At 61.9% G+C, this 24,677-nt stretch carries 16 protein-coding genes and 1 tRNA gene; 15 read left to right on the forward strand and 2 right to left on the reverse strand.

Features of this window, described 5'->3' with window-relative positions:
- Position 1 precedes the first annotated feature (1 nt).
- The 4 genes from KF871_RS01580 (at position 2) to KF871_RS01595 (ending at position 3,388) form a co-directional block, all read left to right on the forward strand.
- Positions 2 to 637 (forward strand): L-threonylcarbamoyladenylate synthase, encoded by a 636-nt coding sequence (locus KF871_RS01580; protein WP_291137297.1) that lies wholly within the window; start codon positions 2 to 4, stop codon positions 635 to 637.
- 31 nt (positions 638 to 668) lie between these two features.
- Positions 669 to 1,337, forward strand: a complete 669-nt coding sequence (locus KF871_RS01585) for a site-2 protease family protein (RefSeq protein ID WP_291137300.1) — start codon at positions 669 to 671, stop codon at positions 1,335 to 1,337.
- Positions 1,338 to 1,348: 11 nt separating this feature from the next.
- Positions 1,349 to 2,650, forward strand: a complete 1,302-nt coding sequence (locus KF871_RS01590) for a tryptophan--tRNA ligase (protein WP_291137303.1) — start codon at positions 1,349 to 1,351, stop codon at positions 2,648 to 2,650.
- Between the two features lie 144 nt (positions 2,651 to 2,794).
- A complete protein-coding gene (locus KF871_RS01595; protein ID WP_291137306.1) occupies positions 2,795 to 3,388 on the forward strand; it encodes a response regulator transcription factor in 594 nt (197 codons plus the stop codon).
- A 26-nt stretch (positions 3,389 to 3,414) separates the two neighbouring features.
- Here the strand turns inward: KF871_RS01595 and KF871_RS01600 are convergent, their stop codons facing one another.
- The gene (locus tag KF871_RS01600) at positions 3,415 to 4,854 is read right to left on the reverse strand and encodes a HAMP domain-containing sensor histidine kinase (protein WP_291137309.1); all 1,440 of its coding nucleotides are present in this window, start codon (positions 4,852 to 4,854) and stop codon (positions 3,415 to 3,417) included.
- A 99-nt stretch (positions 4,855 to 4,953) separates the two neighbouring features.
- Here KF871_RS01600 and KF871_RS01605 point away from each other — a divergent pair.
- The 10 genes from KF871_RS01605 to KF871_RS01650 all read left to right on the forward strand — a co-directional run bounded on the left by KF871_RS01605 (position 4,954) and on the right by KF871_RS01650 (position 21,873).
- Positions 4,954 to 5,045: transfer RNA gene (locus KF871_RS01605), tRNA-Ser, on the forward strand.
- A gap of 806 nt (positions 5,046 to 5,851) precedes the next feature.
- A complete protein-coding gene (gene hsdR, locus KF871_RS01610; protein ID WP_291137312.1) occupies positions 5,852 to 9,256 on the forward strand; it encodes a type I restriction-modification system endonuclease in 3,405 nt (1,134 codons plus the stop codon).
- Positions 9,257 to 9,288: 32 nt separating this feature from the next.
- The gene (locus KF871_RS01615) at positions 9,289 to 10,755 is read left to right on the forward strand and encodes an N-6 DNA methylase (protein ID WP_291137315.1); all 1,467 of its coding nucleotides are present in this window, start codon (positions 9,289 to 9,291) and stop codon (positions 10,753 to 10,755) included.
- Entirely contained in the window at positions 10,752 to 12,458 is a 1,707-nt protein-coding gene (locus tag KF871_RS01620) for a restriction endonuclease subunit S (RefSeq protein WP_291137318.1), read from the forward strand. Before KF871_RS01615 ends, KF871_RS01620 begins: the two co-directional genes overlap by 4 nt.
- On the forward strand, positions 12,455 to 14,089 hold the full coding sequence (locus tag KF871_RS01625) for a restriction system-associated AAA family ATPase (protein ID WP_291137320.1): 1,635 nt from the start codon (positions 12,455 to 12,457) through the stop codon (positions 14,087 to 14,089). Before KF871_RS01620 ends, KF871_RS01625 begins: the two co-directional genes overlap by 4 nt.
- On the forward strand, positions 14,046 to 15,176 hold the full coding sequence (locus KF871_RS01630; RefSeq protein WP_291137323.1) for a hypothetical protein: 1,131 nt from the start codon (positions 14,046 to 14,048) through the stop codon (positions 15,174 to 15,176). The genes KF871_RS01625 and KF871_RS01630 overlap by 44 nt, the downstream gene beginning before the upstream one ends.
- A gap of 43 nt (positions 15,177 to 15,219) precedes the next feature.
- Entirely contained in the window at positions 15,220 to 17,448 is a 2,229-nt protein-coding gene (locus KF871_RS01635; RefSeq protein ID WP_291137326.1) for an AAA family ATPase, read from the forward strand.
- 17 nt (positions 17,449 to 17,465) lie between these two features.
- Complete coding sequence (locus KF871_RS01640) at positions 17,466 to 18,755, forward strand: hypothetical protein (RefSeq protein ID WP_291137329.1); 1,290 nt, start codon at positions 17,466 to 17,468, stop codon at positions 18,753 to 18,755.
- Positions 18,756 to 18,759: 4 nt separating this feature from the next.
- Complete coding sequence (locus KF871_RS01645) at positions 18,760 to 21,000, forward strand: hypothetical protein (RefSeq protein ID WP_291137332.1); 2,241 nt, start codon at positions 18,760 to 18,762, stop codon at positions 20,998 to 21,000.
- Between the two features lie 105 nt (positions 21,001 to 21,105).
- The gene (locus KF871_RS01650; RefSeq protein ID WP_291137335.1) at positions 21,106 to 21,873 is read left to right on the forward strand and encodes a hypothetical protein; all 768 of its coding nucleotides are present in this window, start codon (positions 21,106 to 21,108) and stop codon (positions 21,871 to 21,873) included.
- Between the two features lie 842 nt (positions 21,874 to 22,715).
- Here KF871_RS01650 and KF871_RS01655 read toward each other — a convergent pair.
- Positions 22,716 to 23,000 carry an SWIB/MDM2 domain-containing protein gene (locus tag KF871_RS01655; protein WP_291137339.1) on the reverse strand — a complete coding sequence of 95 codons (285 nt, stop codon included), beginning with the start codon at positions 22,998 to 23,000 and terminating at the stop codon, positions 22,716 to 22,718.
- A gap of 174 nt (positions 23,001 to 23,174) precedes the next feature.
- On the opposite strand from KF871_RS01655, the gene KF871_RS01660 reads away from it, so the two are divergent.
- Entirely contained in the window at positions 23,175 to 24,548 is a 1,374-nt protein-coding gene (locus KF871_RS01660; protein ID WP_291137342.1) for a clostripain-related cysteine peptidase, read from the forward strand.
- Positions 24,549 to 24,677 lie beyond the last annotated feature (129 nt).

Below are 24,677 nucleotides of genomic sequence, written 5' to 3' on the forward strand. Positions count from 1 at the left end.
CATGTCGCAGCTGTTCAGCGTTCACCCCGACAACCCGCAACCGCGGCTGCTCAAACAGGCGGCCAGCCTGTTGCAACGCGGTGCGGTGATCGCCGTACCCACCGATTCCAGCTACGCGCTGGCCTGCCACCTCGATGACAAGGACGCCGCCGACCGCCTGCGTCGCATCCGCCAGGTTGACGACAAACACCACCTCACGCTGTTGTGTCGCGACCTGAGCGAGTTGGCCAGCTACGCCAAGGTGGACAACCGCCAGTACCGGCTGCTCAAGCTGGCCACGCCCGGGCCCTACACCTTCATCCTCGAAGCGAGCAAAGAGGTGCCGCGCCGCGTGAGCCATCCCTCGCGCAAGACCATCGGCCTGCGCGTGCCCGAGCACCGCGCACTGCTCGAGCTGCTCGACCTGCACGGCGCCGCCCTGCTGGCCACCACGCTCATCCTGCCCGGTCAGGACCACCCCCTGAACGACCCCGAGACCATCCGCGAGCGGCTGCAGCACGAGGTGGATGCGGTGATCGACGCCGGCGCCTGCGCGCTCGAACCCACCACCGTGCTCGACCTCGTGCCCATGGGCACCGGCGGCGAGCCCGAGGTGGTGCGACAGGGTCAGGGCGCACTCGCCGCACTCGGCCTCTGAGGGCCCCCGGCCAGTCTGGGACAATCCGCCGATGGATTTCGCCCTCATCATCCAGACGATCACCCTCTACGCCATCCCGGTGCTGTTCGCCATCACGCTGCACGAAGCCGCACACGGCTACGTGGCGCGCCACTACGGCGACCCGACGGCCTGGCAACTCGGTCGCGTCACGCTCAACCCGGTCAAGCACATCGACCCGGTGGGCACCATTGCGATGCCGCTGCTGCTGTACTTCGCCACCGCTGGCAGCTTTCTCTTCGGCTATGCCAAGCCGGTGCCGGTCGACTTCGGCCGCCTGCGCAATCCCAAGCGCGACATGGTGTGGGTGGCCCTGGCCGGCCCGGCGTCCAACCTGTTGCAGGCCATCGTCTGGTTGTTGCTGCTCTACCTGCTGCTGGCCACCGGCGTGGGCGAGCGCTTCTGGCTGGAGATGGCGCGCGCCGGGGTCACTGTGAACCTGGTCATGTTTGCCTTCAACCTGTTTCCCCTGCCCCCGCTCGATGGCGGGCGCATTCTGGTGGGGTTGCTGCCCTGGAAGCAGGCCGCGGCCGTCTCGCGCGTCGAACCCTACGGTTTCTTCATCGTGATGGCACTGGTCATCACCGGCATCGTCGGCAACCTCTGGCTGCGCCCCCTCATGGCGGGGACACTGGCCCTGCTCGAATGGCTGCTCACCCCGATCCGACTGCTCCTGCTCTGACCCTGCTTCGCATGAAAACGCAACGCGTCCTCACCGGCATCACCACCTCCGGCACGCCCCACCTGGGCAACTACGTCGGCGCCATCCGCCCCACCGTGCGCGCCAGCCGACTGGCCAACGTCGAGAGCTTTTACTTTCTGGCCGACTACCACGCGCTGATCAAGACCGGTGGCGACCCGGCGCGCGTGCAACGCTCCACGCTGGAGATCGCGGCCACCTGGCTGGCCTGCGGCCTCGACCCCGAGAAGGTCACGTTCTATCGGCAGTCCGACATCCCGGAGATTCCCGAGCTCACCTGGATGCTCACCTGCGTGACCGGCAAGGGCCTGCTCAACCGCGCCCACGCCTACAAGGCGGCCGTGGACAAGAACACCGAGGCGGGCACCGAGCCCGACGACGGCGTGAGCGCCGGCCTGTTCATGTACCCCGTGCTCATGGGGGCAGACATCCTCATGTTCAACGCCCACCAGGTGCCGGTGGGGCGCGATCAGATCCAGCACATCGAGATGGCGCGCGACATGGCGTCCAGCTTCAATCACCTCTACGGCGAGCATTTCACGCTGCCCGAGGCCGCCATCGAGGACCATGTGGCCACGCTGCCCGGCCTGGACGGGCGCAAGATGAGCAAGAGCTACGACAACACCATTCCGTTGTTCGTGCCGAAGGAGCAGCTGCGCAAGCTCATCATGGGCATCGTGACCGATTCGCGCGCGCCGGGCGAGCCCAAATCCACCGAGGGATCGGCGCTGTTCCAGCTGTACCAGGCCTTTGCCAGCACCGAGGAAACCGCCGACCTGGCCAAGGCCTATGCCAACGGCATTGCCTGGGGCGAGGCCAAGCAGATGCTCTTCGAACGCCTCGACCGCGAAATCGCGCCCATGCGCGAGGTCTACGACGAGCTCATCAAAGACCCTGCGCGCATCGAAAAGACCCTGAAGATGGGCGCCGCCAAAGCCCGCGCCATCGCCACCCCCTTCACCCAACGCCTGCGTCAGGCCGTGGGCTTGCGTCCGCTGGACATGGAGGCTGGCAACGCCAAACCGACCGCCAAAGCGGCCAAGGCCAGCCTGCCCGTGTTCAAGCAGTACCGCGAAGCCGATGGCCTGTTCTATTTCAAGCTGACCGATTCCAAGGGGGCAGTGTTGCTGCAAAGCAAAGGTTTTGCGGTGCCGCGCGAGGCGGCTCAGGCCATGGCGCGGCTGCAACAGGAGGGGTCGATTGCGCTCGATGACCTTGCGCCCCAATTGATTGCGCCCAAGGATGTGCAAGGCGTCACGCAAGCGCTGGCCCAGTTGCGCCAGGCAGCGGCCTGAACCGGGCGAAAATCGCGCGTTTGCCCGCCCGCCCCGGAAGTACGGGGCATGTCTGCCCCTTTTCGGGGCATGGCGCTATCGCCAAATGACAGCAATGCCGATATGCTTTGCTGTCAAACCAAATCATGAACGACGCCCTGCGACATGAGTATTTTTGTCATTGACGATCACCCGCTGATGCGCGAAGCCGTGGTCATGTTGCTGCGTCGTCTGCGCGCGTCTACTCAGGTGGTGGAGCTCGAGCGACTGGCCTCGGTCAGCAAGGCCATCGCGGAACACGGCGAACCCGAGCTGGTGTGCCTGGACCTGAAACTGCCCGACACGAATGGCGTGTCCGGTGTGCGCGAAATCCGGCAAATGCTGCCCGACACCTCGCTCATCGTGCTGTCGGCCTCCCCATCGTCCGACTATGAGGACCTGGCCCGGGAGGCCGGGGCCGACGCCTACGTCGAGAAATCGGCCGGTGCGGCCCAGATTGCCAAAGTGCTGCGCGAATTCCTCGCCGACGAGATCGAAGACGAGAACGCGCCGACGATTCCCGAGAAGCTGTCCAAGCGACAAAAGCAACTGCTGGTGATGCTCGACCGCGGCCTGTCCAACCGGGACATCGCCGAGCAACTCCAGATCAGCGAGCACACCGTCAAGGTGCATTTGTGGCGACTGTTCCGTCGCCTCAACGTCAAGAGCCGCTCGCAGGCCAGCCACCTGGCGCGCACCGCAGGTCTGCTCGACCTCTGATCGCGCCCGCCGCGCGCCGGGCGAACTCAGCCCGCGGCTGAGGGCGGCTGCACCAGCGTGGGTTGGGGTCGCTCACCCGAACCCTGCTGGGTGAACGCCGGCAGGATCACCCGGAAGACACTGCCACGGTTCGCCTCCGACTGGAGCGCCAGCTGGTAGCCCATGAGCGCCGCCAGCTTGGACACGATCGTCAGACCCAACCCCAGGCTGTCTTCGGTGCCCTGGTGCTGCGACACGCGGAAAAACTCCTGAAAGATGGCTTGCTGGTGCTCGCGCGCGATGCCGACGCCGGTGTCCCATACCTCGAACACGATCATGCCCTCGCGCAAGCGCTGCGCCACCAGCACACCACCGCGCTGCGTGTGGCGCAAGGCGTTGGACACCAGGTTGCCCAGGATGCGGCGCAGCACGACGGGGTCGGACCAGATCACCAGATCGTGCGCCCGGGTGCGCAGCTTGAGCTGCTTGCCCGCGGCGACTGGCTCGAACTGCAACACGAGGTCCGCGAGCAACTGGGTCACGTTCACCTGCTGCAGCTTGACCTTGTAGTTGCCCGCGTCGATGCGGGTCAGGTCAAACAGGGAGTCGAACAACTCGTTGATCGCCCTCGTGGACTGCAGGATGCGCGGCGCAATGTCGCGCGCCATCTCGGGTTCGCTGGCCAGCCAGTCGGCGTACAGGCTCAACGCATGCACCGGTTGGCGCAGATCGTGCGCCGCTGACGCCAGGAACCGGTTCTTGGTGGACACGGCGCGCAGCGAGGCGCGCGTCTGCAGCGTCAGCGAATCAATGAGCTCCTGGTTTGAAAACTGCAGCTCGAAACTCGACCGGTGCACCATGTTGAGCCGGGAGCCCGTGATGAGCAGCAAGCCCCAGAAAACGAGCAACAGAACACCCAGGATGACCGTGGATCGCACCACACCCGGTTCGTGCAGGTGCGCCAGTGCGCCCCAGACCAGGCCGATCAGCACGGCGCCCGTAAGCGCGTGCGTGTACGCGCGGTAGGCTGGCGCGTAGGCGCTGTAGGCGTTCAAAGTGAACAGGCCCTGGCCAAGGATCATCAGTCCACACACCGACTGCGTGACGAAGCCCGCCTGCAGAAAACACAGACTGACCGGCGCGCCCCAGAGCGCGGCCACCGTGGGCCAGGTCCAAAGGTACTTGTCGATGAACGCCTTGCGCTGTGGTCCCTCGACACTGTCGTGGCGCAAGCGGTAGACCCCCACCAGCCGGTAGCGGTACACCAGCATGGCGGACAGCACCACCACCCAGGCAACCAGACCGGGCATCCAGACCTCGCCGGCCATGAGCACGGCCATCACCGGCAGCATCATGGCCGCCGCGAGCACCGTCGGCCCCATGTGGTCCATCAGCACCCCGATCAGCTGCGCGTCAACCCAGGCATCGCGCACCTCGGGCGCGGCTGGCGCGTGCTGGTGCGTGGCGGGTTGCGTGTCTACGAGCATGGGTGGAAATGGCTGGCGCGCATTGTCGCACCGCCCCGGCCGGCTTGGTCGGCCCGAAATGAGGCCCGGCCCTCCTGCTAGAATCGCGGGCTTCGACACGGAGAGATGGCAGAGTGGTCGAATGCACCGGATTCGAAATCCGGCGTACAGGTTCTCCTGTACCGAGGGTTCGAATCCCTCTCTCTCCGCCAGCGAGTCTGAGGCCCCTGCAGTGCAGGGGCTTTTTTGTTGGGCGAACGCGAGGCGGGGCGGGGGTTCGCGGGGGGATTGGGTTTGTCTCTCGGCTCTCAAAAGTACCGGAAACGGCACTCGTGGACGAGCTGGGGGAGGTTTTCTCTCAAACCTCGGATTTAGCCGATCCCGATAGGGCCGAATCGCCACATATGCCCGCGATGTGGTCAATCGCTTGAGTCGCGGCTGGTTCGACTCAACAGCCGAGTACCGGTCAGCCCAGTGAATCGGTTGTCTTTGACCTCAGGACGCGCCAGGACGCTGAAGCCAAGGCAGTGCGCCAAAGTCCGTACTGCAGCGAGAGCTGTCGTAGACGAGTGAACCTGCCAGCGACCGCTTGGTGGCACGTAACAGTCAGCGGTCGACCGTGGGATTGCGAGTCCCTCAGTAGAGCGCCATATCCTTCCAAAAACCCAGCATTTATACGGGTTATCGGCCTCTCCTTACACACGGGATTTCGTGCACATGCGCCAAATGAGGCGCCTCGCGTGCACATGAGGCCGTAACCCCGCAATCCTTCGCAAGCCCAGCATTCATGCGGCTGGGCGAGGCATGATTGCGCACGGAAGTCCTCGATCCGCCCAATCGGCCTCTCGGTGCATGTGCACCCGGCGCCGGGCGAGATATGAGGCCGACGCACGAACAGCTTTTGTCGAGGGCTCATCTGGTCTACGAAGTCGAGTCCGCGTCCGGCAGAATTCGCGCCTAGACCTAGGCGGAACGACACTGGTCGTTTGACGAAATCCAGGCAACGTACAAGGAGGCTATGAAACAGGCCGGCGCATCCAACTTCAGGCATTTGCAGGCGCACGGAGAACAGCTCGTGCGCCTAGGCCTGTTGGCGGAGCGTTACTTTCCAGAAGATCCAAACACCTGCCTGCTAAAGCTCCGACAACTGGCCGAGGCTCTGGCCCAACTGGCCGCTTCCCGTGTCGGCCTCTTCACGAGCGCCGACGAGAAGCAAGCCGACCTTCTGCGCCGGCTCCAGGATCACGGCATCTTGCCTCGCGAGGTGAGTTCGCTGTTCCACGAAGTGCGCAAGGCTGGCAACAACGCCAACCACAAGTTGGCCGGCGATCACCGCGTCGCGCTCTTGGCGCTGCGGCTGACTTGGCAGTTGAGTGTCTGGTTTCACCGCACTTTCAATAACCCTGAGTTCAAGTCTGGCCCATTCCTGCCGCCAACCGCACCCGCCGACCAAGGCGCAGAACTGAAGGCTGAACTCGATACACTGCGGGCCGAATTGGCGACCTTCAGGGCCGCGCACCAAGACGCCGCCCAGGCCTTACAGGCCACCCAAGCTCAAGTCCAGCAGACGGAAGAAGAGCGCGCCCTCTGGGAGTCCATGGCTTCAGAGGCCGAGGCAGCGAAGGCGGAGCTTGCTGCCCGCGTTCAAGCGCTGCAGGCGCAGGCACTCACCCAACCGGCTCAGGCAGTCACAAAACTGGTCGCTGCGGCCAACACGGCAGCTGCCACGCTGCAGCTCAGCGAGGCCGATACCCGCAAGCTGATTGACGAACAACTTGTCGCCGCTGGGTGGGCCGCGGACACCGCATCACAGACCTACGCGAAGGGCGCTCGACCGCAAAAGGGGAAGAACCTCGCCATCGCCGAGTGGCCTACGCAAAGCGGCCCAGCGGACTACGTGCTCTTCGTCGGCCTGACCCCGGTGGCAGTGGTGGAGGCCAAGCGGAAGAACGTAGATGTCTCAGGCTCCTTGCAGCAAGCCAAGCGCTACAGCCGCGACTTTGGTGCCATTGCTGACCTCGAGATGCCATCCGTCATCGGCCAGGGAGCCGAGGCGATCAAGATTCCGTTCGCGTTCTCGTCCAACGGCCGACCCTTCCTCCGCCAGCTGGCCACCAAGAGCGGCGTTTGGTTCTGCGACCTGCGGCGCACCGACAACCTGAGCCAGCCTCTGGACGGCTGGTACACGCCCGAAGGGCTGGTCGCGCTGCTAAAGCGTGACGAATCCAAGGCGCACGAGAAGCTGGCGAACGAACCTTTCAACTATGGCTTCGCCTTGCGTCACTACCAGCAGGCCGCCATCAAGGCGGCGGAGTCGGCCATCCAGGGCGGGCAACGCGAGTTGCTGCTGGCCATGGCCACCGGCACCGGCAAGACCAAGACCTGCATCGCGCTCATCTACCGCTTGCTCAAGGCCGAGCGCTTTCGGCGAATCCTGTTCCTGGTGGACCGTTCCGCCCTGGGCGAGCAGGCCACCAACGCATTCAAGGACACGCGGATGGAGAACCTCCAGACCTTTGCCGACACCTTCGGCATCAAGGAACTGGACGACATCTCGCCGGACAGCGACACCTCGGTGCACATCGCCACCGTGCAGGGTATGGTGGCGCGGGTGCTGTACCCGTCGGAGGACGTCGGCCCGCCGAGCGTGGACCAATATGACTGCATCGTGGTTGACGAATGCCACCGCGGCTACCTGCTTGACCGCGAGCTGTCCGACACCGAACTCACGTTCCGCGGCTACGAGGACTACATCTCCAAGTACCGGCGAGTGCTTGACTACTTCGACGCAGTCAAGATCGGCCTCACCGCCACACCGGCCCTGCATACCTCGCAGATCTTCGGCGCACCGGTGTACACGTACAGCTACCGCGAGGCCGTCATCGACGGCTACTTGGTCGACTACGAGCCTCCGATCCAGATCACCACAGAACTGTCGGCCAGCGGAATCCAGTGGAAGGCCGGCGAGGAGCTCAAGGTCTACGACGTTCAGCGCAACCAGATCGAGCTGTTCAAAGCACCGGACGAAATCAAGCTGGAGGTCGATGCCTTCAACCGCAGGGTCATCACCGAGAGCTTCAACCGCGTCGTGTGCGAGTACCTTGCTGGCGAGCTGGACCCAGCAAGCCGGCGAAAGACGCTGATCTTCTGCGTCAACGACGCCCATGCCGATCTGGTGGTGCACCTGATGAAGGCGGCATTCACGCAGGCCTATGGCGCGGTTGAAGACGACTCCGTCATCAAGATCACTGGCGCCGCTGACAAGCCGCTGTCGCTGATCCGCCGTTACAAGAACGAGAAGCTACCCAATGTGGCGGTGACCGTGGACCTGCTGACCACGGGTGTCGACGTGCCTGAAATCTGCAATCTGGTCTTTCTGCGGCGCGTGAACAGCCGCATCTTGTTCGACCAGATGCTCGGTCGCGCCACCCGCCTGTGCCCGAACATCGATGGTGACGGCGACAAGGAGGCGTTCCGGGTCTTCGACGCTGTGCAGATCTTCGAAGCGCTGCAGGGCATGACGGCCATGCAACCCGTGGTCGTCAACCCCGGCATCAGCTTCACCCAGCTCACCAGAGAGATGGTCACCGTCTCCGACGACGATGCCCGCGCGCTGGCTCGCGACCAGTTCCTCGCCAAGCTGCAGCGCAAGAAGCGCCATTTGGGCGACGAGGCGGCCAAAGACTTCGAAGCCCTCGCCGGCATGCGCCCTGACGCATTCATCCAGAAGCTGCGCACGATGACACTCACCGACGTGGCTGCTTGGTTCACCCAGAACCCGGACCTAGGCGAGATCCTGGACCGCAAGGGCAACGGGCCTCGCGACCCCGTGTTCGTGTCTGACCATGATGACCAGCTCAAGGATGTGACCCGCGGCTACGGCAAGGCCAAGAAGCCCGAGGACTACCTCCACGAGTTCACCGCCTTCATCCAGAGCCACAGCAACACCATCCCGGCCCTTGTGACAGTGCTGACCAGGCCGCGCGAACTGACCCGCAAACAGCTGCGCGAGCTGGTGATGGAGTTGGATACGGCCGGCTTCACCGAGACAGGCCTGGCGACCGCTTGGCGCGAGATGACCAACCAGGAAATCGCCGCGCGCATCGTGGGCTACATCCGCCAAGCAGCGATCGGTGATGCCTTGGTACCGTACGCTGAACGCGTGGACCGAGCGCTCAACCACCTGTTGGCTCACCCACCCGCTGGCAAGCCCTGGACCACGCCGCAGCGCGACTGGCTGAAGAAGATCGCCGCCCAGACCAAGGCTAACACTTTGGTCGACCGCGACGCTCTCGACGACCCGGATCTGCTGTTCAAGACACAAGGCGGCGGCTTTCAGCGACTCGACAAGATCTTCGGCGGTCAGTTGCTGCAAACGCTACACGCCTTTAACGACTCCATCTGGACGAAGCCCGCCGCTTGACGGCAAGGCGCTGTCCACCACGAACGAAACCAATGACCACTCAAGACATCGTCGGCAAACTCTGGAATCTGTGCAATGTCCTCAAGGATGACGGCGTCACCTACCACCAGTACGTCACCGAGTTGACCTATCTGCTGTTCCTAAAGATGGCTGAGGAGACCGGCCAGCACGACCAGCTGCCAGTGGGGTATCGCTGGGCCGACCTCACCGCGCAAAGCGCGCCCGAGCGGCTGGAGTACTACAAGAAGACTCTCATCCACTTGGGCAGTCATGGCTCCATGCTGGTGAAGGAGATCTTTGCTAACGCCAGCAGCTTCATCAAGAAGCCCGCCACGCTCTCCACCCTAGTCACCGAGATTGACAAGATCGACTGGTACAGCGCGCGCCAGGAGGGCCTAGGAGACCTTTACGAAGGGCTACTGGAGAAGAACGCCAACGAGAAGAAGAGCGGCGCCGGCCAGTACTTCACGCCGCGCCCACTGATCGACAGCATGGTGGCGGTGATGAAGCCGACGCTGGACGACGTCATTCAGGATCCGGCCGCCGGCACCGGCGGCTTCCTCATTGCCGCACACCACTACCTGCGCGAACACCACGACTTCGATTCGCTCACCGAGAAGCAGCAACGCAAGCTGCGCCGCAGCACCTTCTTCGGCATGGAGCATGTGCAGGACACGCACCGGCTCGCGCTGATGAATCTGATGCTGCACGGCATCGACAGCGACCCCGAGGCCGGCGGCGTCCGCTATGGCGACACGCTGGGGCCCGACGGGCAGGCGCTGGGCCAGCTCGGCGCGACGCTGATCCTCACGAACCCGCCCTTCGGCACGAAGAAGGGCGGTGGCCTGCCGACGCGCGACGACTTCACTTTCCCGACCAGTAACAAGCAGTTCTGCTTCCTGCAGCACATCTACCGGGCACTGAAGCCCGGCGGACGCGCGGCCGTGGTGCTGCCCGACAACGTGCTGTTCGAGAGCAACGTCGGCACCGAGATTCGGCGCGACCTGATGGACAAGTGCAACCTGCACACCATCCTCCGCCTGCCCACCGGCATCTTCTACGCACAGGGCGTGAAGACCAACGTGCTGTTTTTCACTCGAGGCGAGAAGGACAAGAGCAATACCAAGGAGGTGTGGGTCTACGACCTGCGCGCCAACATGCCGGCGTTCGGCAAGCGGACGATGCTCGGGCGCGAGCACTTCGCAGCGTTTGAGGCAGCGTATGGCGACGACCCGCTTGGCTCACCGGCCAGTTTGAAGAGGCGCAAGGACGAAGGCGAGCAGGGGCGCTGGCGGAGGTTCACGCGCGAGGCGATCGCGGAGAGGAGCGACAACCTGGATGTTGCGTGGCTGAAGGACGAGAGTGATGGGGACGGTGAGGAACTGCTTGAACCCGCTTCGCTAGCGCGCGAGGCCATGGAAGAGCTCGGGGCGGCGTTGGGCGACTTGCGGGCCATGCTCGAGGAGCTTGGCGAAGTCGAAAATGAGGCCGCGGCGTGAGCGCAGTTCCCACGAACTGGACCGTCGCGCGACTTGGCGATGTCAGCGATGTCATTCGTGGCATCACGTTCCCGGCGACAGCCAAGCAACTCTCAAAGACGGCCAACAATGTCTGCTGCTTGCGCACAGCAAATGTGCAACGCGAGGTTAATTGGGCGGACGTTTACTTCGTTCCTCGTGAATTTGTCAAACGACAAGATCAACTCGTCCGCCCAGGCGACATCTTGATGTCTTTGGCGAACAGCTACGAGCTGGTCGGAAAAGTCGCTCTAGCAAAGCATGTGCCGCACGAGACGGCCTTCGGCGCGTTTCTTGGCGCGGTCAGGCCTAGGACCTCGATCGAGGGCCAGTACCTGTTTCACTTCCTTCGCACGCCCTTCGCACAGAGTGCACTGCGCGACGGATCGAGCCAGACGACGAACATTGCAAACATCTCCGTCGGGCGGCTCGGAGAGCTGCGCGTTCCTCTTGCGCCGCGCCCGGAGCAGAAGCGCATTGCCGACAAGCTCGATGCCCTCCTCGCCCGCGTGGACGCCTGCCGCGACCGGCTAGAACGCGTACCGACAATCCTGAAGCGCTTTCGGCAAGCCGTCCTTTCTTCAGCCATGGTGGGTACGCTAACTGAGACCTGGCGAGTTTCCCAAGCCGAAGACAGCGCCGGAGTGAACCTGGCCGAGCGACTTGTGGCTCAACACCTTGCCGCTGGAGGCCACAGAGTTGGAAATGCCGCTGACCCCACGGAAGGCGTCCACGACCTGTCAGCGGAGAGTCTGCCTGCCGGCTGGGGACTGACCACTCTTCGTGATGCCGTCGATCCACAGCGACCTGTTACCTACGGGATCCTGAAGCCCGGCCCCGAGTTGTCAGGGGGGATTCCTTACGTTCGGGTCGCCGACTTCCCGAATGACCGGCTTGCTCTCGGCGGGATCCGCCGGACCTCGCCCGCCATCGACGCAGAGTTCAAACGATCACGGCTTCGCGCCGGCGACTTGCTGCTTTCCATTCGCGGCACAGTCGGGCGACTGGTAGAGATTCCCCAAGAGTTGGAAGGAGCGAACATCACGCAGGATACGGCGAGGCTGGCGATCCAGCCAATGCTGAACAGATCGTTCGTTCTCTGGTACCTGCGGTCCGAACACGCGCAGTCAAGGATGCGGCGAGCTGTGAAGGGCGTCGCCGTTCGGGGAATCAACATTGGCGACGTCCGTGCTCTTCAGCTTCCCGTGCCATCCAGAGCCGAGCAGGACGAGATCGTCAGGTGCATCGAATCTCTATTCGACTTGGCAGATTCCATGGAGGTCCGATTCCAGACTGCCAGGTCCTGCGTCGAGCGACTGACTCCAGCACTGCTCGAGAAAGCCTTCCGTGGAGGGCTAGTGCCACAGGATCCAAGTGACGAACCCGCATCGAAGTTGCTGGAGCGCATCGGTTTGGAAACACCCGCACGCGTCCCGGGACGTAGACGCATGCCCCCGTCGAGGAGTACCGACTTGAAGCCCGCTATCGAAGGCAACCTGTTGGACATCATCAGCCACCTACCAAAGGCCGGCTTCACGTTTGACGAGCTTCGACAGGCCTCTTCCGCTGACTACGAGTCGCTGAAGGAAAGGCTCTTTGCCTTGCTCGCTGATGCGGACTCTGGCGTCGAGCAGTTCTTCGACACAGACGCGAAGTCGATGAAGCTCAGGCGGGTCCGCAAGTGAAGCTGCTACGCGTTCACATCATCTCGGCGCGGTCCTGCGGTGGCCTATTGGACGGCCTGGATGTCCGTCTTCGCGACTTGGGGAAGAGCGATTCATCCTTCGAGCCACTTTGCTTGATCGGCCCCAACGGTGCTGGAAAGTCGCAGTTCATCCAAGTCGTCGCAGAGGCGTTCCAGTCGATCTTGCACGCCGTTGTCCCGACTGAGGAACGTGCCGAGGGAAATCCTGACCTGCAGTTCGAGATTGAGTACGTCACGTCGCTGCTCGGCCAAGCGGAGCCCGTCCACGTAAGGGCACACCGGCTGGCCGAAGGGCGTCGACGGCCCGTTGTCAGGCTGGCAATCAAGGCGGGCGATGAGTGGGTCGAGTGTGATTTGAAGGCTCCGACGACGGCAGCACTGCTGCCGGCCAAGGTCATCGGCTACACGTCCGGCGCCAATGAAACCTTGAGCCTGCCCTTCTTGGTGTCCCGCAGTGGATACGCGGAAGAAGTCGGTCGCCGCGCGCTGCGTGAGCCCGAGGAACAGGATGCGGTGCCTGACACCCGCCTGATGCTCATCGACTACGGCACGCACCTAGAGGTACTGGTGGCCAACCTTCTCTTTGGGTCGAAGCAGCAAAGAGCCGCGCTGCTGGGCGAAGCCAGAGTTCAAGATCTGCATTCGTTCCGCTGCGTTGTTCAGCTTGCGCACTCGGCGGCGCCGAAGGCGCAACCACGACGCGGTGATTCGAGCCGGCGCAAGGGGATCCAGCTGACGGCAGAACTTGAGTCGTACCTGGACTGTTTGCGGCGCTGCGCTACCAGCTACCGCCACGACATCGACGATGACAGCTATACGTTCGACTTCCTTGTAAATAGAGAGTCTCGCAAAGCGTTCGCGTCGTTCTGGTCGAGCACGTTGGACCTCTATGCGGCCATCCACAAGCTGGCCATGCTGAATGACTTGGCCATCCCGAAGACCACAAGGGAACGGTTCCGCCGCGATACCCAGTTGCGAACGTTTGCCTCTCGGCTCCCCGAGCCCCAGGATGAGGACAAGGTGTTTCGCTTTGAGCGGGTCGTGTTCGATGCGGGGGGCCCGAAAGGGACGGTCGACTACGTCTCACTCTCCGACGGCGAGCACCAGATGGCTCAGCTTCTGGGGACCATGTGCATGGTCTCCTTCCCCAACGCGCTCTTCCTGCTCGATGAGCCCGAGTCCCACTTCAATCCGCAGTGGCGAGTGAAGCTCCTGTCGAAGGTTCTGTCTCTTCCGACGTCGATCGGGAGCCGCGGCGAGGGTGGTCCGGCTGCGCTGCAGGACGGCCTCCTGACGACACACTCGCCCTTCGTCGCTTCCGATCTTCCGAAGGAACGAGTCTTCATTTTCAACAAGAACATGGAAACAGGCCGGATAGATGTACGGCACCCGGAAATCGAGACCTTCGGAACAACCTTCGACGCCATCCTCGCGGAGTGCTTCGCCATTCGCCCTCCGATCGCCGAGGTCTCAATGGCACGAATTGAGGAACTCAAGTCGTCCGATGATCCGGCTGTGATTCAGAGAGGGATGAACGAGTTGGGCGATTCGGTTGAGAAGATCATGCTTGCTGATCGCGTTCGTCAGCTGCAACGACAAGCCAAGCAATAGCATGCTCTTTGCCTACCCGGTTGTCGCCACGCAGGAGAACTGGCTTCACGACTGCTTGGTCGAGTCTGTGAAGACGGTGCACGGCCTCGTTGATGCAGGCAAGCGATTGCCGGCCTGGCCCAATATTCTTCCTCAAGAGCATCGCGAGAAGCTCGCCAACCGAACTGGTCTTCGCGATCGGCTCAGGGCCTATGCCCGGGCCGTCAAGTCCCTAAGTGGGGTCGAGCGCGATGCTGTACTGTCGGCCCTAGGCTCACAGAACCGGATCGCCGACCTTCTTTCACGCCAATGCGACTGTCCAAGATTGGCTGAGCTGCCGGAGCCGATACGTGAGCCTGCGAAGGCGCTGTTTACCTACGGATTTGAACTGCTAACGCCGCTGCAGCTTCGTCAACAGCAATACGACGCCGTTTGCCATGGCATTCCGTGTCGTGTCTGCCCGTTCTGTGGTTGCGAGAACCTCGACGCGCCCGGCGCACCGCAGGAGGACCTAGACCACTACCTCCCCCGATCGCTGTACCCCTTCGCGGCGGCGAACTTGCGCAATCTTGCACCGATGGGTGGGCGATGCAACGCGGCCTACAAGAAGACCCAGGATCCGCTCCGGCGCGACACAGGTGAGCGCCGCTTGGCGCTAGATCCGTACGGTCAGTCCGTCATCTCCGTTTCGCTGGACAACAGCGTGGTCGACGAAGTCACGGCGGGGCCAGCAATCGCGAACTGGGTGATTGATCTCCAACCGGGAGGCGAGGCGGTCGACACCTGGGACGCGGTGTTTCACGTCAAAGAGCGTTGGAAGCGTGACGTGCTAGACGAAGCAACGTTCCACCAGTGGCTCGGCGACTTTCGCAACTACTGCATCTCTGCAGCGTTGCAGATTGCGGGAGACGCGGACGTGGTAGCCGCAGTGCAGAGGTACGAGGAGTACTTGAGAGGATGTGGCTTCCGGGATCGCGCCTTCCTCAAGGCTGCCGTCTTTCGGTTTCTTGTCCGCCGGTGCGCACAGGGCTGTGAGCGGTTGCTGCCGATACTTCGTGATCTGGCTCGCACACCAGTGCAGGCTGTCGCAGTACCGATAGAAGGCTGAGCGAGTAGGACCCCATATGGCAAGAGTGACGCCTGATCGCGATGTGTCCCAGACACTTGGTGCTGCCCGCACTTGGATCGACAGAAGCTTAGTGGGCGACGGTTCACTCTTTACAGGTACCGACGGACTCTGGACCCTGGCGAACGCTGATTCACTGAAGACCTTCTTTGTCGACCACCCGGACGACAGCGAAGATGACTTCATGACCAAGCTCGAACGACAGTTGGCGAATGCCGGTGCGTCGGCTCAACAGCTGGCCGCGGAGATGATGTGGGCCCTACTGCTATTCCCTTCGAACGTCGGTGTGGAGGTCAAAAGGGCTCACGTGCAACGAATCTGGTCGTGGTCTGGACAGGCCATAGCAGCGCCTCCTTCTCTGCTTCTTGATGCCGTACTTCAGGGTGTGGGCTCGGCCGGAACCGCGTACAACAACCTGCGCTGGAAGGAACTGGCTTACCTGATCGCCCTGGTGCGCTCCATCAAGGCGATGGCCGTGGACGCACGGCGCGCGGTGCTGAGCGATTACGACCGCTTCATGGACTGGATTGACACGGTACCTCGCGACGGTGACCGTCAGTTCCGCCACATGCTTCGCTACTTTGCGTTCCCGGATCGGGTGGAGCGCATGTCTTCCAATCGTGACCGCATTTCAGTGCTTGAAGGTTTCCAGGTCGCACCTCGGGCCCAGCTGAAGCGCTGGAGCGACAGGCAACTTGACGAGGCATTGCTCACGCTCCGCCAGCGCGAAGAGAGCCAGCGCCCCGGCGCAGTGCTGGACTTCTATGACGATACGCTTGGGCCTCGCTGGCGCAAGCCCGAGGCTGACCCATCGGAATCGGCGGAGACACTCACTTCGACCAACATCCTGCCTGCGATTAAGCCTGCTCACGCGGCCGAGCCCGTGCCGTCAGCGATAACGGCTGCCGCGCGCTCCCCAGTCAACCTGATCTTGTACGGCCCTCCGGGCACCGGCAAAACGCACTGGCTGCGACAGAAGTTCTCCGAATACACGGACGCCCCCAGTCAAGTCGACGCGGCCACCTGGCTGAACGAGACGCTGACGAACTACGGTTGGCGCAGCGTCATCGCTGCCGCCTTGGCCGATCTGGGCCGGCCGGCGCGTGTGCCGGAGATCCGCGCGCACCGCTGGGTTCAGGCCAAGGCACAGCAACGCGGGCGGGCCCCGGCTGGAGTTCAAGCCACCCTGTGGGGCTACCTGCAGGAGCACACGCCGCAGACCAGCACCACGGTAAACATCAGCGTGCGTCGGCCTCCATTCCTGTTCGACAAGCGCGAAGCCGGCGACTGGCAGCTGCTTTCAGGCTGGCAAGAGCAGGACGATGAATCCGCCGAACTGTGGCGTTTGCTCAAGGCAGGCCCTCAGGCAGCGACCGAAGCCGTGCACCGCTACAAGGTGGTCACGTTCCATCCGTCCTTCAGCTACGAAGACTTCGTTCGCGGCATACGGCCGGTGTCCACCGCAGAGGACGGGACGACACAGTTCCAACTGGTCGACGGCAAGTTCAAGCAGATCTGCGACGAGGCCCATGCAAACCTTGGCAAGCGCTACGCCCTCTTCATCGACGAGATCAATCGGGCCAACATCGCAAAGGTGTTTGGGGAACTGATCACGCTGATCGAGCCTGATAAGCGCGCGGTGTTCGACGCGAGCGGACGCGTGGTCGAGGGCATGGCTGTGCAGCTTCCGGGCGGAGGCGACGGGGACGTAGCTGAGCGGCCGTTCGGGGTGCCGAAGAACCTGGACATCTACGGCACGATGAACACCGCGGATCGCTCTATCGCTTTGCTCGACGTGGCACTGCGCAGACGCTTCCAGTTCGAAGAGCGTGCACCCGACTACACGACGCTGCCTGCCACCGTCGATGGCCTTGACCTCGGCCGCTTGCTGCGGCGGATCAATGACCGGTTGGAGTACCTACTGGATCGCGACCATCGCATCGGCCATGCGTACCTGATGCGGGCCAGAACCCTTGCTGACGTGCAGGAGGCCTTTGCCCGGCAGATCATCCCGTTGTTGCAGGAGTACTTCTTCGACGACTTTTCGCGCGTGGCGTTGGTGTTGTCCACAACGGCCGAGCAGCCATTTCTTCAGGAGGAGACGCTTCACTTTGGGCGCCTCTTTGTCGGCCAGCGGCTCGACGGCGTGCCGAGCGATCGCGCAAGGTTTGTCATCACGCCGCCCGGCAGCTGGACATCCGAGAGCTTTCAGGGGATCTACGACAGCGCCGGCGACGTGGGCGTGATGGGCTGATTTCCAGGCCGCAAAGCGTGGCTTCGACTCGCTTCCTCACTGCGCTGGAACACCAGCCCGTACCTGTCTCCACCGATGGCAGCGGATGGAGCCTCACGCCGGCAGAAGCCGAGCGGCTGGCCCAGATCGGGGAGCAACGGCCAGGCTTCTGTGAGGTGGGTCACCGCCAGGTGAAGCTGGCTCAATTCTGTGGTGTGGTCGGCTTGGGCGAGCGCGTCCTCGAGATCTTGCCGAAGACTCAAGATGGCGCGTCGTCGGCAGACGAATGCCGTGGTGTGCTGTTGCGGCTGCTTCAGCTGACCGGGCGATTCCCGCAGTTTCAGCATCAAGCCGTCGGCCAGCACCTGCGCAGCGCGCCCTTGCTTGAGGCATTCATCGCGGCTTACTTCGACTCCGTGAGTCTGCTCACGCGCGGTGGGTTGCTAAAGCAATACCTGGAGCATGAGGACGACCTGACCGTCGTGCGCGGGCGAATCGCCGTTGCACGCCAGCTCGGGGTTCACTCGAACCGACCCGACTTGGTGGCTTGCGCGTTCGACGAGTTGACCATCGACAACGTGTGGAATCGCGTCCTCAAGAAGGCGATCCGTTGTACGCGCCCCTGGATTCGCAGTGTCGAACTCAACCGGCAATGGGTCGAGCTGATGGGCGTGATGCACGACGTGGACGACGTCCGGTTGAGCGGCCCGGATGTTGAGCGGCTGGCATTCAACCGCCAGGCCGAACGCTACCGTGTGGCCATCGACTGGGCGCGCTGGATCTTGGCCTTGCTGGCGCCCGCTCTACGCGCCGGCCGCACCGAAGCGCCGGCACTGCTGTTCAACATGAACCGGCTGTTCGAGTCGGCGGTTGCCACCGTGGCCCGCCGGCGAGTCTATGGAGAGTCAGGTTTGACCGTGGAGGTCCAGGATACGTCTCAGGCGCTGGTGACGATGGTCAGTCAGGATCGTGTGGAACTGGGATTCCAACTGCGCCCCGACCTGGTGTTTCGTCGTGCAGACGCCGTCGTTGCGATCGCGGACACCAAGTGGAAGCTCATCGCCCGGGACAGCAAGCGGCGGCTGATGCCGAGTGAAGCCGACATGTACCAAATGCATGCCTATGCCACTGCATTTCAATGCCGCGAGCTCGCGATCATCTATCCATGGCGAAGCGAGTTGGCAGAAGCAGCAAGTGCCGAGTTTCGGCTACCGCCGGTGAATGGGCACTCTCCGGTCGTGACTGTGCTTTGTCTTGATGTGCATGACGATGCGTTGCCTCTGCGCGCCGGTCGCTGGCCAGGATCGAGTGTCTACGCGCGCAACTGAAGATATGAGCGAGGCAGCGGAGTCTCCCAGCAGGCAGAACTACTACGACGGCCTGTTCGATCGATTGTCCCAAGCCGGTCTGTCACCCGACCTCGCAACGCTCGAAGCGGCCGAAGCCTACCTGGATGGCCGGCCAGCGACTGTGGGAAAGCATAAGACGACCCGCAAGGAACGAGATCTTTGGTTCTGGACAAGCAGGGCGGTCAACGGGTGCCCGCACGACATCTGGCAGTCCGAACCCATGGTTTTGGCACTGGCTCGATACCTGGGTCAGGAACCCGTGGCTATCGATGGCTTGTTGGCACGGGTTGCCGATATCGCACCTGAGACATTGGCGCGCGCTGTGCGGTACTCCGGCTTTGTGTTGACTCAGCATTCACCGCGCAGCACAGAGCTGCGCAACGCTGCCGTCGGACGCGACATCTTGATGGAACTGTGCAAGGTCCTCGACATCTTCGATGGTGCGTACCGCGAGCGTGTGGCGCTGGTCGAGATGCTGAAGGCATCGCTGGCTAGTCTGTCGACGTTCGACCTGCTTCTATATGCCAGCTTGTACGCTTTCGAACGCCTTGTACCGAACGACTTCCACCGTCCTCCTGGTCCATCTGTCGACGTCGAACAACAGATCGCCTGGGACGCCATCGGTGACCTTCTAACTTGGAAGTTGCGCACCACGCCAGAGGCCGCACTGGCGCTGAGCGACGATGCCGTCGGCGCTTCGATCGCGCAGAACCTCAGGACGATCCTCTTCAACGAAGGCGGCTTGAGGTACAGCCAGGCGCTTGAGACATTGGCTAACGTCGGCCAGTTGATTGATGCACAAATCGAACTGAACGAATTCATCGGTCGTTCTGCAGACGCCTTCAGCTACGACAACGGCATTCGGTTTGAACGCCGCGGCCAACGGCTGGAGATCGTCGAAGTTGACCTCAGCTCGCGGTCGTCGTGGCAGCGTGAGGGTCGAAAGCTCGAGTGCTTGCACGGCTACTGGTTCTATCGCGCCCTGGACGACTTTCTCAAGTCGGACGCTGCACGCGAGCGTATGGGTCGCCCTGAGAACGAGGACGCCAACCGACTTGCCTGGATACACGCGACGCAGGGGAAGCTACGGCTGAAGGAGGTCTACGGCATCGACGAGGTGGTGACAACGGAGTCGGGCGAGAGCGCTCCTCTGTTTGAGGCGCTGCTGGCGTTGAACCTCATGTCCGCACATTTCCTGCGTGACTTTCTCTGGGCATTCTCAGAGCGAAACCGTGCGTTGGGCGACTGGCTTGCTGGGCTGCGCAACCTGGCCTTGGATGGGCTTCGCGACGGGTACCAGAATCGTTTGCCTCTGACGTGGTCAGATCGCGAGGAGAAGATCCGCAACATCACAGGATGGACCGTCACGCGGGAATCTCCCCAGGGCAGTCCACGAGTGGCGGCGGCCATACTCGACTTCTGGACCTATGACCTCGCCGCCATGGTGAGGCGACTGCAGAGCCAGCCGACGGCGCTGGAGCCGCACCTGTTCGAGCGTCCCGTCTTGAAGTTCGGCAGCCACCTGGTTCAACTGCCTTGGATCGTCGGCATGCAGAACAACAGCACGGCAGCCATCAACAACCTGAGACGGTTGGGTGCACGGAGAGGCCAAGCCCGCGCGGAGACCCAAAGGATCGAAAGCAATCTGAGCGAGTTGTTTCGCAAACGAGGGTTCAAGGTGCTGCCGAACTGGCAGCCACCAGTTGAGCACCGTGAGGCAGGAGAAGTCGATCTGATTGCAGCACGCGATGGGCATCTCTTCGTACTGGAGGTCAAGTCCACGTTCATCAGGCGATCGCAGCGCGATGCGTGGCTGCATGCCTCGACGACGCTACGCAAGGCTGGGCGTCAGCTGGCGCGAAAGGTCGATGTCATCACCAAGGCTGTGGTTCAGGACGTTTCACTCCAGACCGACCTGGGCATAGAACCTGATGGGCGGCTAGCTGGTTGCCATGGCTGGATCGCCGATACCTCCATCGAGCGAGATCATCTGCGCTTCAGTGGTTTCCTAAAGATCTCGGTCGAGGAGCTTTTGATCGCACTGCGCGACGATGCAGATTTGCTGGGTGATCCAGATGAGCTGCTGCTGTCGGGTCTAACAGAGATGGACGAAGTTTCTGTTAACGGTCCGCGGTGCCGTCGATCTACCTTGTATCCGCAGGGGTTCAGTGCAAATCAGTTTGTTGAGGTCATTGAGACCGAGAAAGTCTGGCGCGCAGTTTAAACACTGGAGGCTGGGTTCGCATGCGCGCCAACAGGGACGCCTCATGATCACGTCACGTAGGCCGGCGGTGACGAAACTCGGGCACACCGGGAAGGAGACAAGAAAATGAAGAGTCGTAGTGTGGACATGTATGCCTTGAACGTGTCGCTTGATGCGATCAAGAAGCTCACCGACGAGCAACGATTTGCGTATTACCTTCTGGGACATATCTTCAACGAACTGATGTGCCTACAGAAGATCGTTGGCTTCTCGCTTCCGAAACACGATGACCGGCGGCCGGCACGAGTCCGACCCGAACTTGGCCAAGCCATGTTCCTGTTTCGGCTAGCAAGTGGAAAGATCTGGGAAGCGAGCAAAGCGATCCGGGAGACAAAGGCGCTTGCACAGACCCTCCGCGAGGTTGTACTTCCCCTAATGCCAAATGGCACGAACAGGTTGAAGGAACTCAATGCCGCGGTCAACAGCGCACCATGGCTATCGCCACTTCGAAATGGCATGGGATTTCACTTCCCGACATTCGAACGCTGGAGCAGTCATGTAGTACCTGACGAATCCTGGGTGGACGATATCGTCTTTCTCGGTGAAAAGTCGGGCAACACGTACTACGACGGAGCAGATTCGGTTGCCCAGGCTTGGATGTTCGAGCAGTACGGAGCGAGAAGTTTGCGCGATGCCGTTGACCCCCTTGTCACGCAGATGATCGATTTGCTTCGTACGATGAACTCCTTCCTCGAGGATGCTCTGGGTACGTTCGTATCCGAAGTGATCTTGGATGCACCCGCAAGATCCGAGCATGTTGGGAAAGTGCTCGCGCCCGAGTACGAGAACGTTTCGATTCCGTTCTGGACCGCAATGCCTACGAAACGTCCATAGGGAAAGACTTAAGCCTCTCGACGGCTGAGGCAAGTGCGAGGATCACCAACACGGGCTGGCGCTGCCAGAGCCGCCTCTCGGCACCCTTTGGTCCGAACTTGGCGGGAGACACACGGTGAGGCCACCACCGACCTCTGCCGACTCCAGTCAAGTCTATGCCTCGAAAGCGCGAAGGCCTGGCGTAATGCCAGGCCTTCGATATCACGCAGCGGCTCGTCAGTCTTCGAGGCGAACCAGGTACTGCGCAATGGCTTCCGCAGTCGCGGTAAGAGCGGCGCTTGCAGCGGGTGTACCGATGTCAATCCCCTCGGTGACGAGCGCGACGAGCGCGACTCCATTGCATGCGCAGCAAGTTCCCCGTGCAAGTCGAAGTCCTTCGAAGGGTTAACGAACTCCGCGCGTAACTCGCTCGTGATATGCGTGCAAACGCGTGAGTCGCGTTTGATAACGATGCCATATGGCAATCGGATACTTGAGTCGGGCATGGGTGGCTCCGTAGTTGAGGAGCTACGTGTAGGCAAGCGCAAGTCATTCACGCCACCTAGTTTCAGAGAAGTCAGGCGGCGCGTAACAACACGGGGTAGTGCGCCCACGAGAAAGCCATCATCAACGGAGACGCGCGATGTCAATGATGTCGCATGCGAGCGTCAGCTTTGCAAGCCACACGCGATAACAGAGGTGCTGTATCCGACTGTCCGCAACCAGTCTGGAGCCGACTCGAAGCCAGTTCCCTGGCGTACATCAATCGTGATCTACGACCTCTATGCAACTGCGATGCAGCCGCGTGCTCAGCCCGACGCCTGAGCCTGAAGCAGGGGAGCCGAGTCCCCTGTGTGCTGATCTCAGCTGAGGTGCTTGCCCAGCAGCCCGGTCTTCTCGAACATGGTGACCTCATCCTTGCCGAAGACGGCCTTGAGCTTGGCGTCCGCGAGGATGTTGCGCTTTTTCTTCGGGTTCTGCAGGTTGTTGGACTTGATGTAGTCCCACACGAGCTTTACGACCTCAGTGCGAGGCATGGGGTTGGATCCGATCACCGTGGCAAGCTCTGCGCTGGGCTTGAGTGCGCGGTTGAAAGCGGTTTGACACCGTGCTGCCTCACCGTGATGCCGCTGATGGAGGCTGAGCATCTGCGATTTGAATATTCGCTGGCGGAAATGTAATCCTCAACGTTGGGGATGCGTGCCTGTTGTGCGAGCTGCTAGCCTGTACTAGTTTGGTCAGCCGGCGTCGTTCCGCGACGACGCTCTGGCTGTGGTCGGCGAGATTGGAAGGCGCTCACCCCAGCAGGAGAAGGAGAAGAAATGAACTCGGCTCCGGTTCGTAAGTGGCTCTTCGCACTCTTTGGCGTGCTGCTCGGAATTGCTGGAGGAACTGCTTGGGCGCAGGATGGCGCAGTGCGCGAGTGGACCGTCATGGTCTACATGAACGCGAAGAACAACCTCGAACCCTTCGCGCTATCCAACTTCCACAGCATGGCCGCGGTCGGTAGCACGCCGAAGGTGAGCGTGCTTGCCCAACTGGGCAGGCCCTCGTCCTTCCGCTACACCGACGAGGATGGCAACTGGTCTGGGGTCTACCGCTTTCTTGTCAACAAGAACAGCAAACCTCGGCCGGGGCAGGCACTGGTTGACGTAGCAGAGTCAGGGGATTCCACGGACATGGGGTCGCCACTCGCCTTGAAGCAGTTCATTCAGTGGTCCAAGAAGACACATCCAGCCAAGCACTACATGCTTGTCATCTGGAATCACGGGCAAGGTTGGCGCTTCCAACTCGCAGCCAATAGCGCCTTGAAGAGGAACTCCGTTCGCGCGGCGCTAATGAAGCAGGAGATGGACACTGTCCCTGTTACCACTCCTGCGGTGGGGGGCTACAGAGCTGTCTCGAGTGACGACGATACCGGCAAGATTCTGTACAACCGCGATGTGCAGGACGTCATCGCAGCCGAGTTCACTACGTCGAAGCTGGACCTCCTCGGTTATGACGCCTGCCTGATGGCGATGTTGGAGACCGCATATGGCGTTGCCCCTTCGGTGAACGTAATGGTTGGTAGTCAGGAGCTTGAGCCTGGCAGCGGGTGGCGCTATGCGACGTGGCTTGACAAGCTTGCTGCCAAGCCAGGCATGAACGCGGAGGAGTTGTCGAAGGCGGTCGTCGAGTCCTATCGTCTGCAATATCTCGACGAGTACCTCACCACTCTTTCGGCTGTTCGGCTCTCCGCAATCGCCGAACTCGCCCAGAGTCTTAGCGCCTTCTCGGACGCTGTTCGGCAGGCGGGCGATGCAGAGTTGCAGGCGCTCCGGAAGGCCAGGGCCAATGTCTTGAGCTATGGAGCCTCCGTCGTCCCACCTCTACGCACATCGGTGGACCTCACTGCACTGCTGAAGGCATATGAATCCAACAGCAAGAACGCTGCGCTGAAGAGCAAGTCAGCGAAGGTCCGTGCTGACTTGGCCGGGGCCGTCATCAGCAACTACGCGAGTTCGCGGAGCCAGTATCCAGACGGCGAGACGCCCTATGGGTCTGAGGGCTTGGCAATCTACTACCCAGAGTCGTCAGAAGTGTTCTACAAGGACTACTTCCACGAAGGCTACCTGAAGAAGAACAAGGATAGGCCTGTGGACTTCGTCCAGAAGGAGACTTGGGCGGACCTGCTGTACAAGCTGCTCGAACTTTAGGCGCAATGCGCACTCGCGCACGCCTCCTTGCTGGCGCCGCTCTGGTAGCAGTGCTTGCTCTCTCGCCTCAAGCGCTTACGCTGCGCAGAAGGTCCTCGTCGAAGTGAGGCTGCGCGAAAACAATGTTTC

The organism is Hydrogenophaga sp., from assembly GCF_019635465.1.
GTDB lineage: Bacteria > Pseudomonadota > Gammaproteobacteria > Burkholderiales > Burkholderiaceae_C > Hydrogenophaga.

Excerpts from the sequence above, each read along its gene's own strand:
- KF871_RS01590 (WP_291137303.1), top strand. The coding sequence starts at position 1,349 with ATGAAAACGCAACGCGTCCTCACCGGCATCACCACCTCCGGCACGCCC.
- hsdR (WP_291137312.1), top strand. The coding sequence starts at position 5,852 with ATGAAACAGGCCGGCGCATCCAACTTCAGGCATTTGCAGGCGCACGGA.
- KF871_RS01585 (WP_291137300.1), top strand. The coding sequence starts at position 669 with ATGGATTTCGCCCTCATCATCCAGACGATCACCCTCTACGCCATCCCG.
- KF871_RS01660 (WP_291137342.1), top strand. The coding sequence starts at position 23,175 with ATGAACTCGGCTCCGGTTCGTAAGTGGCTCTTCGCACTCTTTGGCGTG.
- KF871_RS01650 (WP_291137335.1), top strand. The coding sequence starts at position 21,106 with ATGAAGAGTCGTAGTGTGGACATGTATGCCTTGAACGTGTCGCTTGAT.
- KF871_RS01600 (WP_291137309.1), bottom strand. The coding sequence starts at position 4,854 with ATGCTCGTAGACACGCAACCCGCCACGCACCAGCACGCGCCAGCCGCG.
- KF871_RS01595 (WP_291137306.1), top strand. The coding sequence starts at position 2,795 with ATGAGTATTTTTGTCATTGACGATCACCCGCTGATGCGCGAAGCCGTG.
- KF871_RS01615 (WP_291137315.1), top strand. The coding sequence starts at position 9,289 with ATGACCACTCAAGACATCGTCGGCAAACTCTGGAATCTGTGCAATGTC.
- KF871_RS01655 (WP_291137339.1), bottom strand. The coding sequence starts at position 23,000 with ATGCTCAGCCTCCATCAGCGGCATCACGGTGAGGCAGCACGGTGTCAA.
- KF871_RS01645 (WP_291137332.1), top strand. The coding sequence starts at position 18,760 with ATGAGCGAGGCAGCGGAGTCTCCCAGCAGGCAGAACTACTACGACGGC.
- KF871_RS01580 (WP_291137297.1), top strand. The coding sequence starts at position 2 with ATGTCGCAGCTGTTCAGCGTTCACCCCGACAACCCGCAACCGCGGCTG.